At 71.8% G+C, this 12,819-nt stretch carries 12 protein-coding genes and 2 rRNA genes; 12 read left to right on the top strand and 2 right to left on the bottom strand.

The window, feature by feature from the left end:
* Window positions 1–122, top strand: a 23S ribosomal RNA gene (locus KME80_RS18670); the annotation flags it as partial.
* Between the two features lie 74 nt (window positions 123–196).
* A 5S ribosomal RNA gene (gene rrf / locus KME80_RS18665) occupies window positions 197–313 on the top strand.
* A 96-nt stretch (window positions 314–409) separates the two neighbouring features.
* Here rrf and KME80_RS18660 read toward each other — a convergent pair.
* Window positions 410–1,372: a helix-turn-helix transcriptional regulator gene (locus tag KME80_RS18660; protein WP_219506893.1), complete on the bottom strand. Its 963-nt coding sequence runs from the start codon at window positions 1,370–1,372 to the stop codon at window positions 410–412.
* A gap of 93 nt (window positions 1,373–1,465) precedes the next feature.
* Between KME80_RS18660 and KME80_RS18655 the strand changes: the two genes are divergently transcribed.
* Complete coding sequence (locus KME80_RS18655) at window positions 1,466–2,200, top strand: SDR family oxidoreductase (protein WP_219506890.1); 735 nt, start codon at window positions 1,466–1,468, stop codon at window positions 2,198–2,200.
* Between the two features lie 64 nt (window positions 2,201–2,264).
* Here the strand turns inward: KME80_RS18655 and KME80_RS18650 are convergent, their stop codons facing one another.
* Window positions 2,265–2,972: a dioxygenase family protein gene (locus KME80_RS18650; protein WP_308125823.1), complete on the bottom strand. Its 708-nt coding sequence runs from the start codon at window positions 2,970–2,972 to the stop codon at window positions 2,265–2,267.
* 287 nt (window positions 2,973–3,259) lie between these two features.
* On the opposite strand from KME80_RS18650, the gene KME80_RS18645 reads away from it, so the two are divergent.
* The 9 genes from KME80_RS18645 to rodA all read left to right on the top strand — a co-directional run bounded on the left by KME80_RS18645 (window position 3,260) and on the right by rodA (window position 12,815).
* Window positions 3,260–4,549 carry a bifunctional folylpolyglutamate synthase/dihydrofolate synthase gene (locus KME80_RS18645; protein WP_219506901.1) on the top strand — a complete coding sequence of 430 codons (1,290 nt, stop codon included), beginning with the start codon at window positions 3,260–3,262 and terminating at the stop codon, window positions 4,547–4,549.
* Window positions 4,549–4,890: a DUF4233 domain-containing protein gene (locus KME80_RS18640; protein ID WP_219506887.1), complete on the top strand. Its 342-nt coding sequence runs from the start codon at window positions 4,549–4,551 to the stop codon at window positions 4,888–4,890. Before KME80_RS18645 ends, KME80_RS18640 begins: the two co-directional genes overlap by 1 nt.
* Before the next feature lie 11 nt (window positions 4,891–4,901).
* Window positions 4,902–6,518, top strand: a complete 1,617-nt coding sequence (locus tag KME80_RS18635; protein WP_219506886.1) for a hypothetical protein — start codon at window positions 4,902–4,904, stop codon at window positions 6,516–6,518.
* Between the two features lie 54 nt (window positions 6,519–6,572).
* Window positions 6,573–6,983 carry a nucleoside-diphosphate kinase gene (gene ndk / locus KME80_RS18630; RefSeq protein WP_080046153.1) on the top strand — a complete coding sequence of 137 codons (411 nt, stop codon included), beginning with the start codon at window positions 6,573–6,575 and terminating at the stop codon, window positions 6,981–6,983.
* A 262-nt stretch (window positions 6,984–7,245) separates the two neighbouring features.
* On the top strand, window positions 7,246–8,277 hold the full coding sequence (locus KME80_RS18625) for a rod shape-determining protein (protein WP_219506885.1): 1,032 nt from the start codon (window positions 7,246–7,248) through the stop codon (window positions 8,275–8,277).
* Entirely contained in the window at window positions 8,277–9,155 is an 879-nt protein-coding gene (gene mreC / locus KME80_RS18620; protein ID WP_219506884.1) for a rod shape-determining protein MreC, read from the top strand. The genes KME80_RS18625 and mreC overlap by 1 nt, the downstream gene beginning before the upstream one ends.
* Window positions 9,152–9,616, top strand: a complete 465-nt coding sequence (gene mreD, locus KME80_RS18615; RefSeq protein WP_219506883.1) for a rod shape-determining protein MreD — start codon at window positions 9,152–9,154, stop codon at window positions 9,614–9,616. The genes mreC and mreD overlap by 4 nt, the downstream gene beginning before the upstream one ends.
* A complete protein-coding gene (gene mrdA / locus KME80_RS18610; protein WP_219506882.1) occupies window positions 9,613–11,658 on the top strand; it encodes a penicillin-binding protein 2 in 2,046 nt (681 codons plus the stop codon). Before mreD ends, mrdA begins: the two co-directional genes overlap by 4 nt.
* Window positions 11,655–12,815, top strand: a complete 1,161-nt coding sequence (gene rodA, locus KME80_RS18605) for a rod shape-determining protein RodA (RefSeq protein ID WP_219506881.1) — start codon at window positions 11,655–11,657, stop codon at window positions 12,813–12,815. The genes mrdA and rodA overlap by 4 nt, the downstream gene beginning before the upstream one ends.
* Window positions 12,816–12,819 lie beyond the last annotated feature (4 nt).

The raw sequence follows: 12,819 nt of genomic DNA, 5'->3' as shown, positions 1-12,819 counted from the left end.
ATGAGGTCTCCCACCCCGTTTGGGGGTAAGGCTCCCGGTAGACGACCGGGTTGATAGGCCGGAGGTGGAAGCGCGGTAACGTGTGGAGCTGACCGGTACTAATAGGCCGAGGACTTGACCACAAAGCATACTTGCTCGCGTCCACTATGCGATTCTGAAACAGCAAACGGGTTTCTGTTTGATTGTTTCATAGGGTTACGGCGGTTATGGCGGGAAGGAAACACCCGGTTACATTCCGAACCCGGAAGTTAAGCTTCCCTGCGCCGATGGTACTGCACTCGGGAGGGTGTGGGAGAGTAGGTCACCGCCGGACAATCTTTCAGGAGAAGGCCCCGACATTCAGTGTCGGGGCCTTTTCTGCGTTGTATGACGAAATTGGGCCCTCGGGTATCCCCGGGGGCTTTTTGCGTTATGTCGCGCGGGCCGAGGAGCAGCGGTCGCTGATGGCGGCGAGCTGGTCGAGGAGGTCCGCCGGCCCGTCCACGGTGAAGTCCAGGCCCAGGGCCGCCAGGTAGACCGCCAGGGCCAACGGGGTCGCCGCGCCGATGTGCAGACGGCATCGGCCGGCGTCGACGTGCTCGACCCTGGCCACCGGGGGGATGCGCTCGGCGACGACCTCGGCCGGCGCGTACACGGTGGCGATCGTGCGGCAGGGGCCGAGGACGGAGGCGACGCCCTTGGTCACGTACGCGATGACGTCGCCGTCCGGCAGCGGGCGGGCCGGGAAGGCGGGGCCGGGCGGGGTGCGCGGGGTGAGGCGGTCGACGCGGAAGGTGCGCCAGGCGTCGCGGCCGACGTCCCAGGCGACCAGGTACCAGCGGCGGCCTGTGGCGACGAGGCGGTGCGGCTCGGTGTCGCGCACGGTGGCGTTGCCGTCGTGGTCGCGGTAGTCGAAGCGCAGCCGCCGCCGGTCGCGGCAGGCGGCGGCGAGCGTCGCCAGCAGCCCTGAATCGACCGCTGGGCCGCTGCCGGGCACCGGGACCGTGTACGCGGCCACGGCGCCCAGGCGGGGGCGTAGGCGGGCGGGCAGGACCTGTTCCAGCTTGGCCAGGGCGCGCAGCGACGTCTCCTCGATGCCGCCCACGGTGCCGGAGGCGGCCGTGCGCAGGCCGACGGCGACGGCGATGGCCTCCTCGTCGTCGAGCAGCAGCGGCGGCAGCCGGGCTCCGGGGCCGAGGCGGTAGCCGCCGGCGGTGCCGGAGGTGGCCGACACCGGGTAGCCGAGGCCGCGCAGGCGTTCGACGTCGGAGCGGATGGTCCTGGTGCTGACGCCCAGCCGCGCCGCCAGCTCCGGTCCCGGCCAGTCGGCGCGTGACTGCAGCAGTGACAGCAGGCGCAGCAGCCGTCCAGCGGTGTCCCGTTTCGCGCTCACCCGAACGATTGTCGCGCGCGTCGCGGAAGTCTTCCTTCCGCGAGCACCGGCAGGGTGAAGCGCGAAAGGGATGGACGACTGAAGGAGCAGGCAATGAACGCAGCCGCAGTGGTGACGGGCGGGTCGCGCGGGATCGGCCGGGCGGTGGTCGAGCGGCTCGTCGCCGACGGCGCCACGGTGGTCTTCAGCTACGTCGCCGACGAGCGGGCGGCGCGGGAGGTCGCGGACGGGCTCGGCGGGCGGGCGACGCCGGTGCGGGCGGACGCCGCCGACGTGGCCCAGATCGAGGGGCTGTTCGAGCGGGCGGACGAGGTGTTCGCGGCGGCCGGCGCCGGGCCGCTGACGGCGCTGGTGAACAACGCGGGCGTCCTGCGGCACGCGCCCATAGCCGAGGTGACGCCGCAGGCGTACGACGAGGTGATGGCGGTGAACGCGCGCGGCGCGTACTTCACGCTGCGCGAGGCCGCGCGGCGGATGGCGGACGGCGGGCGGATCGTGAACGTCTCCACCACCGGGACGGCCTGGCCGAGCCCCGGCGAGTCCGTCTACGTCGCCGGCAAGGCGGCGATCGAGCAGCTCACGCGGGTCGCGTCACGGGAGCTCGGGCCGCGGGGGATCACGGTCAACTGCGTGTCGCCCGGCGCGACGGACACCGACCTGCTGCGGGAGGGCGTGCCGCGGGAGGCGTACCAGGCGGTCGCGCACATGACCGCGCTCGGCCGGGTGGGCACGCCCGCCGACATCGCCGCCGTCGTCGCGCTGCTGCTCAGCCCCGACGCGGGCTGGCTCACCGGCCAGAACCTGCGCGCCGACGGCGGACTGGTTTAGAGGTGACGCAAGGAGGGCCACCCCCAGCAGCCGGGGTGGCCCTTTCTTGCGTTCGGATGCCCGATCAGACGCGCTGCCACAAAGCGGGCACGTTGGGAGGTTCCCAGCCGGGAGCGGCTGTGTGCCCCTGAAGGCAGCGATACGTCGCGCCACCATAGGTGACCTGGGCACCCGCCTGGTAGGTCACCCCTGCCTGCCAGGTACCCCCGCCCGGAGGCGGAGTCGTGGGGGAACCGGTCGGCTGCGGGCCGCCGGGGACGTTCAGCACGAAGTCGAACGTCGCCTCCCTGCCCGAGCCGACCGTGCGGACGTTCATCAGCAGTCTCGGGTCGAAAATCGAGTCGGTGTTGTTGCGCGGTTCGCCCGGGAAGTACGTCTGCGTGGTGAGGACCGGCCGGTTGGGCGCCTGGACCTTCATGTGGATGTGCCGCGTGCGGCCCGGGTACAGGCCCGGCACGATCGTGGTGAGCTTGTAGGCGCCGTTGGCGTCGGTGAACTGGTGGCCGCGGAAGTTGAAGCCCACGTTGTCGTAGGCGCCGTTCCGGTCGGCCTGCCAGAAGTCCAGCAGCACGTTGGCCAGCGGCTGGCACGCCAGCCCGAAGACGTACCCGCTGACGGTGAGCAGGGTGCCGCTGCCCGGCAGGGTCGAGCGGCGGGGTGAGTTGGGCTTGAAGTACGGGCCCTCGGTCTGGGGCGGCGTGGGGTCGTCGCCGTCGTCACAGAACGGGGTGGGCTCCAGCGGCCCGCTCATGTCGCGTGCGAGAGCCGGCACCTGACCGATGAGCAGGGGGGCCGGCGCAGCTATGAATGCCGCTCTCAGTAGCGTCTTCCGGGTGATGCCCTTGTCCGGGTCGCGAGTGTTCTCGCCTTCCACGATGGCCTCCTCGTAGGAGCCTGCCGGGGGGTGAGGCAGGCTGTTTCCCAAGGTGACACCTGGTGGACGGGGTGAGTACCCTCCAACGTTCTATACAGTCCACGATATGATTCCCCGCGTGGTGACCCGCTTCCCGAGGTCAGTAGGCTGAGGGGGTGGATTTTCGTGGGGTTGAACGCGCCATCATGGAGCGGGGCGTCGAATGGGACTTCGAGCCGACGCTCGACCGGATCGCGGCTCTTCTTGACCTGCTCGGCTCGCCTCAGCGGGCCTATCCCGTCGTGCACATCGCCGGCACCAACGGCAAGACGAGCACGGCGCGGCTGACCGAGGTCCTGCTCAGGGAGCGCAACCTGCGGGTGGGCCGGTTCACCAGCCCTCATCTGGTCACGATGCGCGAGCGGATCACCGTCGACGGCGAGCCGCTGAGCGAGGAGCGGTTCACCGAGGTCTACGAGGAGATCGCGCCCTACGTCGAGCTGGCCGACACGCAGGGGCGGCGGATCCAGTTCTTCGAGATGCTGACCGCGATGGCCTACGCCGCGTTCGCCGACACGCCGGTCGACGTGGCCGTGATCGAGACCGGCATGGGCGGCTCCTGGGACGCCACCAACGTCGCCGACGGCACCGTGTCCGTGATCACCCCGATCTCGCTCGACCACACCGACCGGCTTGGCCCCGACGTCGAGAGCATCGCCAAGGAGAAGGCCGGCATCATCAAGCCCGGCGCCACCACCGTGCTCGCCCAGCAGGAGCTGGCCGCCGCCGAGGTGCTGATGCGCCGCGCGGCCGAGGTGGGCGCGGTCGTGGCCCGCGAGGGCCTGGAGTTCGGCGTGCTCAGCCGTGAGGTGGCCGTCGGCGGCCAGCTGCTGACGCTGCGCGGCCTCAAGGGCGTCTACGACGAGGTCTACCTGCCGCTCTACGGCGCCCACCAGGCGAGCAACGCCGCCTGCGCGCTGGCCGCCGTCGAGGCGCTCACCGGCGGCGACGACCCGCTCGACCTCGATCTCGTACGGCACGCGTTCGCGCAGGCGTCGTCGCCGGGCCGCATGGAGATCGTCCGGCGCAACCCCACGGTGGTCGTCGACGCCGCGCACAACCCCGGCGGGATGCAGGCGACGCTCGACGGCATCCACGAGGCGTTCGACTTCGCCAAGGTCGTCGGCGTGGTCGCGGTCATGGCCGACAAGGACGTGACCGGGCTGCTGGAGCTGCTGGAGCCGGTGCTCGACCAGATCGTCGTCACCCGCAACTCCTCGCCCAGGTCGCTGTCGGCGCAGGAGCTGGGCGAGCTGGCCGAGCCGCTGTTCGGCGAGGACCGGGTGCACGTCGTCGAGCGCCTCGACGACGCCATCGACCTCGGCATCGGGATCGCCGACGCCGAGGGCGAGTTCAGCGGCACCGGTGTGCTCATCACCGGGTCCGTGATCACGGCGGGAGACGCCCGCCACCTGCTGAAGGCGGAGGGCGCCTGATGGACTTCCAGGTCACGCCCGGCATGCGCAGGCTGGGCGCGAGCGTGCTCGGCATGGAGGCCGTCGTCGCCGGGCTCACCACGCCGGTGGCCATCAGCGTCGGCGGGGTGGCGCCCGCGCTCGCGGTGACGGTCGGGATCGGGCTGGCGCTGCTCTGCGTGGTCGGCGCGGGCCTGCTCAAGCGCCCGGTCGGCTACGTCGTGGGCAGTGTCGCGCAGGTGCTGGCGATCGCCGCCGGGTTCGTGGTGCCGGCCATGTTCGTCCTTGGGGCGATCTTCGCGGCGCTGTGGATCACCGCGATTCTCGTCGCTCGGCGTGTCGAGGGCGTGACTTCCCGCTAAAGTCGGGCTTCATGGCCGTCCCCCCATTTCAGCGGTCCTCCGGCACCGCGACTCAAGGCGCGAGGTCCGGGTGGCTGTCCGACGCCGTGCTCGGGCTGCTCATCGTGGTCACGCTGCCGCTGGCGATCGTCGCGATCCCCAACACCGTGTCCGTGGTCGCCGACCTGCTGCCCGCCGAGATCGACCGGCTCGGGCTGATGCGCGCCCACGGGCTCGCCCTGCCGGCGATGATGCTGACCGTGCCGCTGGCCGCCGTGGCGCTGCGCCGGGTGAAGGTCGCCCACCTGCTGCTCGGCGGGCTGCTGCTGCTCGCCGTCGCCGACGCCGCCGGCGGTTATGCCGGGTCGGCGTTCCTCGTGGGCGTGCTGCGGGTGGCCCACGGCGTGGGCGCCGGGCTGCTCGTGCCCGCCACGCTCGCCGCCGCCTGGGGCCGGCCGCCCGTGCTGCGCGCGCTGTGGACCGGCATGCTGGCGCTCAGCCTGCTCGGCGCGCAGGCGCTGGCGCTGTGGCCGCTCGACGGCGTGACGCGCTGGCAGGTCACCCTTCAGCCCTATCCGCTGGTGACCGGCGTCGCGCTCGTGCTCGCCGCCGCCTACTTCGTGCTGTGGCTGGTCGGCGGGCGGCCCGCAGCCCCGCGCCTGCGGGTCAAGGAGCGCAGCCGCCTGCTGCTGGCCACCGTGCCCGCCGCCGGCATCGCCGCCGTCGCCATCAGCACCGCGAGCCAGGACTGGCGGGCCGGGCTGGTGGTCCTGCTGGCGCTGCTCGCCATCGCCGGGCTGCTCGCGCTGGCCACGGTCGGCACCCGGGAGAGCCGCACGCTGGCCTACACGATGGTGGCCGTCGGCGTCGTGCTGCTGCCGACCGTCGCGCAGGTGACGTACGTGGAGATGGGCGGGCTCGGCGGGCCGGGGCTGCGCGGGCTGTGGCTGCCGTTCTGCGTGGCGGGGGCGCTGGCCGTGGCGGCGGCGGTCGTGGTGCGGCTGTCGTCGGTGACGAGCGCGTGGGTGACGCCGCTGGGGCTGCTGTCGATGGTCGTCGGGCTCTGCTCGGTGCGGGTCGTGGCGCCGTCGCCCGACGGGCTGGTGCTCGTCGTGCCGTTCACGCTGCTGGCGGTGGGCGCGGCGGTGGCGATCACGGCGGCGCTCGGCCAGGTGGGGGCCGGGGCGGGCATGTTCGGGCTGGCGCTGTGCCTGCCCGGGGTGCTGGCCGGCTACCTGCTGGGCACCGGCGTGCAGATGGTGGCCCTGGAGGGTGACCGGACCAGGCAGGAGCTGGTCGACAGCTTCGTCACCGCGCTGCACCTGTGGGCGCTGGCGGGCGGGTTCTTCGTGGTGGCGGTCATCGTGCTGGCCGCGGTCGTGGCCAGGCGCGCTCCCTCCTCGGAGGACGTACTGGATGTACAGGACGCTCAGGACGTGCAGGAGGAGGCCGGTGACGGCGGGGAGCCGGAGCCCGCGGTGGTGGGCGCGGCGGTTCAGCGGGACGGCGAGGAGGACGACGAGGACCGGCCGACCGGGGTGATCCCACGGATCGGCGTGCAGCCGTTGCCGCAGGCGCGCGACGGCGAGGAGGACACGGCGCCCGTGCCGCCGCCCGCGGCGTCCCCGGAGGACGGCGAGCGGGCGTGACGGGACGGTAAGCTGTGCCGCAGTTTCCGCGACCTGTTCAAAGGAGAACCTCAAGTGTCCGAGCGCACTCTTGTCCTGATCAAGCCCGACGGGGTGAAGCGCGGCCTCATCGGTGACGTGATCGCCCGCGTGGAGCGCAAGGGCCTCAAGGTCGTGGCGATGGACCTGCGCACCCTCGACGCCGACACCGCCAAGGCGCACTACGCAGAGCACTCCGAGCGGCCGTTCTTCGGCGAGCTCGTCGAGTTCATCACCTCGGGGCCGCTGGTCGCGATGGTGCTGGAGGGCCCGCGTGCCGTCGAGGCGTTCCGCGCGCTGGCCGGGCTCACCGACCCGGTGAAGTCGGCTCCCGGCACGATCCGCGGCGACCACGCGCTGGAGATCGGCGAGAACGTCGTCCACGGCTCCGACTCGCCGGAGTCGGCCGCGCGGGAGATCAAGATCTTCTTCCCGGACCGGTTCTGATCATCTGCCCCTGATCACGGGGGCGGCGCTCAGGAGTGCTCGTCAGGCAGGCCGCCTGGCGGGCACTTTCGCGTTTGCGGACAACGTACCCGGCGCGGTCGGGTGGTATCGCGCAATACGGGCAAAATCGGGGTTGGGGGTGGGGCGGGAGAATTTTGTGGGGCGCGTGGGCTCGTTGCGGGGCGTGGTGGGTACGTCACGTTACGATTCGAATTCGATCCGTAGTCATTCGCGAACGACGTTACGGAAGGCTCCGTTCCCCATGGGCAGCAAGCTCGCCTTTCTAGGCCGTGACATGGCGGTCGACCTGGGCACCGCCAACACGTTGGTGTACGTCCGTGGCCGCGGCATCGTCCTCAACGAACCGTCCGTCGTGGCGATCAACACCTCGAGTGGGAAGATCGTCGCGGTCGGCATCGAAGCCAAGCGCATGATCGGGCGCACGCCCGGCAACATCGTGGCGGTCCGGCCGTTGAAGGACGGTGTGATCGCGGACTTCGACGTCACCGAGCGGATGTTGCGCTATTTCATCCAACGGGTGCACAAACGGCGGCACTTCGCCAAGCCGCGCATCATCATCGCCGTGCCGAGCGGGATCACCGGAGTGGAGCAGCGGGCCGTCAAGGAGGCCGGCTACCAGGCGGGGGCGCGCAAGGTCTACATCGTCGAGGAGCCCATGGCGGCGGCGATCGGGGCCGGGCTGCCGGTGCACGAGCCGACCGGCAACATGGTGGTCGACATCGGCGGCGGCACCACCGAGGTGGCGATCATCTCGATGGGCGGCGTGGTGACCAGCCAGTCCATCCGGGTCGGCGGCGACGAGCTGGACCAGGCGGTGATCACCTTCGTGAAGAAGGAGTTCTCGCTGATGCTCGGCGAGCGCACCGCCGAGGAGATCAAGATGGCGATCGGCTCGGCCTGCCCCACCGGGGAGGAGGCGCACGCCGAGATCCGCGGGCGCGACCTGGTCAGCGGCCTGCCGAAGACGATCATCGTGTCGGCCGAGGAGATCCGCAAGGCCACCGAGGAGCCGGTCAACGCGATCGTCGACGCCGTCAAGACGACCCTCGACCGCTGCCCGCCGGAGCTGTCCGGCGACCTGATGGACCGGGGCATCGCGCTCACCGGCGGCGGCGCGCTGCTCAAGGGCCTGGACGAGCGGGTCAAGGCCGAGACGGGCATGCCGGTGCACCTGGTGGAGAACGCGCTCGACTCGGTCGCGCTCGGCTCCGGCAGATGCGTGGAGGACTTCGAGGCGCTGCAGCAGGTGCTGGTGCCGGAGTCGCGACGCTGATGAGAGACTCGCGCCAGGCCAGGCTGATCCTCGGCACGCTGCTCGCGGCGGCGCTGGTCATCCTGACCGTCGACCACCGCGCCGGCGAGAGCTCGCCGCTCACCCCGCTGCGGTCGGCCGGCGCGTGGCTGTTCGGGGCGGCCGAGGAGGCCGGCGGCGCCGTGGCCCGGCCCGTCGGCGGGTTCCTGCACGCGATCGCCGCGGCGCCGAGCGCCCAGGCCGACATCGAGCGGCTCAAGGCGGAGAACGCCCGGCTGCGCTCCAGCCTGTCCGCCGACCGCCTCGACGCGGCCCGCGCCGCCGAGCTCAAGCGGATGCTCGGCCTGGCCGGGCTGGGCGGCTACAAGGTGGTGTCCGCCAACGTGATCGCCCGGCGCGGCCAGCCGGGCTTCGAGGACGCCGTGCAGATCGACGCCGGCACCGACGACGGCGTCCGCACCGACATGACCGTGCTCAACGGCGACGGGCTGGTGGGCCGCGTGGTGCACGCCTCGGCCCGCACCTCCACCGTGGTCCTGCTGAGCGACCTGGCCTCGGCGGCGGGCGCGCGACTGGAGGGCGGCCAGGAGATCGGCGTGGTGCACGGGGTGGCGGAGAACGGGCGGCTCCTGCAGTTCAAGCTGCTCGACTCCACCGCGCCGATCGAGCGGGGGGCGCGGCTGGTCAGCTTCGGCTCCCATCGCGGCGCGCCGTACGTGCCGGGGGTGCCGATCGGGGTGATCGAACAGGTGGAGTCGACTCCCGGGCAGCTCGTCCGGATCGCCTACGCCAGGCCGTACGCGGATCTGACCGCGCTGGACGTGGTGGGGGTGGTGGTGCAGGGGCCCGCCCGTGATCCGAGAGACGCGGTGCTGCCGCGCAGGGAGGGGGCCCGATGACGGCGGTCCTGGTGGTGCCGGTGGCGCTGCTGCTGCAGGTCATGCTGGTGAACCGGCTGCCGCTGCCCGCCGGGGGCGTGCCCGACCTGGTGCTGCTGGCGGTGGTGGCGGTGGCGCTGATACGCGGGCCGGGGGCCGGGGCGGTGATCGGGTTCTTCACCGGGCTGGTGGTGGACGTGGTGCCGCCGACGGCGCACGTCGCGGGGCTGTACGCGTTCGTGTTCGCGCTGGTCGGCTATCTGGCCGGGCGCGGGGCCGGCGGGCGGGTCACCACCGTGGCGCTGTGCGTGGTGCTCGCGCCGCTGATGGCGGCGGCGGTGGGCGGGCTGATGTCCGACCCGAGGGTGACGATCTCCACGCTGACCGAGCAGGTTCCCGTGACCGTCGCCTACACGATGATCGCCGCGCCCGTGGTGATCTGGCTGGCGACCCGCGGCCGACGGCAGAGGTACGAGATATGACCCGGATGCGCACCCGGCTGGTCGTGATCCAGGCGCTCGTGCTGGTGCTGCTGGCGGCGCTGGCCGTCCGCCTGTGGCAGGTCCAGGTCGTACGAGGTCCCGAGCTCGTGCACCGGGCGACCGAGACGCGGACCCGCACGGTGATCGTGCCGGCTGTGCGGGGGCAGATCCTCGACTCCTCCGGGCGTCCGCTGGTGCGCAACAAGACCTCGCTGGTCGTCTCCGTCGACCGCACCGGGCTGGCCGGGATGCGCGACGGCGGGATGAAGGTGCTGGGCAAGCTGTCGGAGGTGCTCAGCCGGCCCGTCGCCGAGCTGCGCAAACGCATCACGCCGTGCGGTCCCGGGGTGCCCAAGCCGTGCTGGACGGGATCGCCGTACCAGCCGGTCCCGCTGGACGAGAAGGTCGACACGCGTGAGGCGCTGCAGATCCTGGAGCGCCAGGAGGAGTTCCCGGGGGTCACGGCGGAGATCCACGCGGTCCGCGAATACCCCGGCGGCCGGGCCGGGGCGCAGATGCTCGGCTACCTGTCGCCGGTGACGGAGGCGGAGCTGGAGAAGCGGGTCGGGCTGAAGGCCGCCTTCTCCGGCGTGGACCTGGCCGGGCGCGACGGGCTGGAGTACGTCTATGACGAGGAGCTGCGTGGCAAGGCCGGGCTGCGGCGGGTGCAGGTCGACCGGATGGGCAAGGCGCTCGGCGTGGAGAAGCAGGTCGAGCCCGTCAGCGGGCACCACCTGGTGACCAGCATCGACTCGCGGATCCAGGCGGTGACGGAGAAGGCGCTGCAGGACGCGATGAAGTCCGCGCCCGGCGCCGACGGGGGCGCGGCGGTGGTGCTCGACGCGAAGACCGGACGGGTGCTGGCGCTGTCCAGCGCGCCCGGCTACGACCCGGCGGTGTGGGCGGGCGGCATCTCCGCGAACATGTACAAGCATCTGCTGTCGGAGAAGTCCGGCAAGCCGCTGGTGTCGCGGGCGATCAACGGTCAGTTCGCGCCCGGCTCGACGTTCAAGGTGTCGTCGGTGGCCTCGATGCTGCGCGCCGGCTACCCGCTGAACGGCAAGTACAGCTGCCCGGGGTCGGTCACGGTGGGCGGCCGGGCCTTCAACAACTTCCGCGGCATCCCGCTGGGCACGCTGAGCCTGCACCTGGCACTGGTCAAGTCGTGCGACACGATCTTCTACCAGGCGGCGTACGAGCAGTATCTGCGCGACGGCGGCCGCACGCCGAAGAAGACGGCCAGGGAGGTGTTCGCCAACACCGCCCGCGGGTTCGGGTTCGGCGCGCCGACGGGGATCGACCTGCCGGGCGAGTCGGCCGGGCGCATCCCCGACCGCAAGTGGAAGAAGGAGATGTGGGCGCTGACCAGCGCCACCAACTGCAAGCGCGCCCAGACCGGCTACCCCGAGGTCAAGGACGGGGCGCGGGCGGCGTTCCTCAAGCGGCTGGCGCACGAGAACTGCACCGAGGGGTTCGTGCTGCGGCCCGGTGACTCGGCCAACTTCTCCATCGGGCAGGGCGACGTGCTGGTGACGCCGCTCCAGCTCGCGCGGGCGTACGCGGCGCTGGTCTCCGACGGCAAGGTGCGCAGCCCGCGCATCGGCTGGGCGCTGGTGCGGCCCGACGGCAAGGTGGTCAAGACGATCCCGGTGCCGGTCGTGGGCAAGCTCCCCGTCACCGAGAAGGAGCGGCTCTACATCAAGAACGCGCTCAGCCAGGTCGCCTCCGACGGCACCGCGGCCGGGGCGTTCGCCGGCTTCCCGATGGACAAGGTGCGCATCGGCGGCAAGACCGGTACGGCGGAGGTGTGGGGCAAGAAGGACACCTCCTGGTTCGCCTCGTTCGCCCCCACGCAGAACCCGCGCTTCGTCGTCGTGGCCATGGTGTCGCAGGGCGGCATGGGCTCCCAGACCGCCGCGCCCGCCGTGCGGCAGATCTACGAGGGCATCTTCGGCATCAAGCGGCCCGCCGCGCTGCCCGGCGGCAAGCCCGTGTCGCGGCTGCCCAGGTTCGCCCCCGACGGGACGGTGATCTGGCAATGAGCGCGCTGGCGCCCGGACGGCGCTCGTTCGCCAGGCGGGCCTTCGGCGCCGAGTCGCCGGTGTGGCGGCTCGACGGGGTCCTGCTCGTGGCCGTCCTCGCCCTGTCGGTGATCGGCACGCTGCTCGTCTGGTCGTCCACCCGCACCTGGGCGCCCGGCTCCACCGGGCTGCTCAAGAAACACCTGCTCAACGAGACGATCGGGCTCGCGCTGTGCGGCGTGGTCGCCTCCGTGGACCACCGGGCCGTGCGCGCCTACGCGCCCGTGCTGTTCCTGCTCTCGCTGATCGGGCTCGGGCTGGTGCTCTCGCCGCTCGGCGCCACGATCAACGGCTCGCACTCGTGGATCCTGCTGGGCGGCGGGTTCGCCGTGCAGCCGTCGGAGTTCGCCAAGGTCGGGCTGCTGCTCATCACCGCGATGCTGCTCGCCCAGCCCGCCGAGGGACGCGACCGGCCGAGGCCGCTCGACATCGTGCTCGCCCTGCTCGCCGCCGCGGTGACGCTCGTGCTCGTCATGCTCCAGCCCGACCTCGGCACCGCGCTCGTGCTCGCCGCCATCACCGCCTCCGCGCTGGTGATCTCCGGGGTGCGCAAGCGGCTGATCGCGCTGCTGGCGCTGGTCGGCGCGGCCGGGGTGTTCAGCGTGTTCTACTTCCAGATGCTGGAGGACTACCAGGTCGCCCGGTTCACCGCGTTCGTCGACCCGAACGTCGACCCGCGCGGCGTCGGCTACAACAGCACCCAGTCGCTCATCGCGATCGGCTCCGGGCAGCTGTTCGGCAAGGGGCTGCTCGGGGGCGGGCAGACCACCGGCAGGTTCGTGCCGGAACAGCACACCGACTTCATCTTCACCGTGGCGGGCGAGGAGTTCGGCTTCCTCGGCTCGGTCACGGTCGTGCTGCTGCTCGGCGTCGTGCTGCTGCGCGGCCTGAAGATCGCCCGGCAGTGCGAGGACCGGTTCGGCACGCTGGTCGCGGGCACGATCGTGTGCTGGTTCGCGTTCCAGACGTTCGTGAACGTGGGCATGACGATCGGCATCATGCCCATCACCGGCCTGCCGCTGCCGTTCGTCTCCTACGGCGGCACCGCGACCTTCGCCAACCTGATCGCCGTGGGCATGCTGCTGTCGATCCGCTCCCGGCAGCGCCCCTACGCCTAGGGCG

The organism is Nonomuraea ceibae (assembly GCF_019396325.1).
Lineage (GTDB): Bacteria > Actinomycetota > Actinomycetes > Streptosporangiales > Streptosporangiaceae > Nonomuraea > Nonomuraea ceibae.
This window is presented reverse-complemented; position numbering and strand designations above follow the sequence as displayed.

What these genes read in the sequence shown, in the direction of transcription:
- rodA (WP_219506881.1), top strand. Translation starts at nt 11,655, where the DNA reads ATGAGCGCGCTGGCGCCCGGACGGCGCTCGTTCGCCAGGCGGGCCTTC.
- mrdA (WP_219506882.1), top strand. Translation starts at nt 9,613, where the DNA reads ATGACCCGGATGCGCACCCGGCTGGTCGTGATCCAGGCGCTCGTGCTG.
- KME80_RS18655 (WP_219506890.1), top strand. Translation starts at nt 1,466, where the DNA reads ATGAACGCAGCCGCAGTGGTGACGGGCGGGTCGCGCGGGATCGGCCGG.
- KME80_RS18625 (WP_219506885.1), top strand. Translation starts at nt 7,246, where the DNA reads ATGGGCAGCAAGCTCGCCTTTCTAGGCCGTGACATGGCGGTCGACCTG.
- KME80_RS18645 (WP_219506901.1), top strand. Translation starts at nt 3,260, where the DNA reads ATGGAGCGGGGCGTCGAATGGGACTTCGAGCCGACGCTCGACCGGATC.
- mreC (WP_219506884.1), top strand. Translation starts at nt 8,277, where the DNA reads ATGAGAGACTCGCGCCAGGCCAGGCTGATCCTCGGCACGCTGCTCGCG.
- KME80_RS18640 (WP_219506887.1), top strand. Translation starts at nt 4,549, where the DNA reads ATGGACTTCCAGGTCACGCCCGGCATGCGCAGGCTGGGCGCGAGCGTG.
- mreD (WP_219506883.1), top strand. Translation starts at nt 9,152, where the DNA reads ATGACGGCGGTCCTGGTGGTGCCGGTGGCGCTGCTGCTGCAGGTCATG.
- KME80_RS18635 (WP_219506886.1), top strand. Translation starts at nt 4,902, where the DNA reads ATGGCCGTCCCCCCATTTCAGCGGTCCTCCGGCACCGCGACTCAAGGC.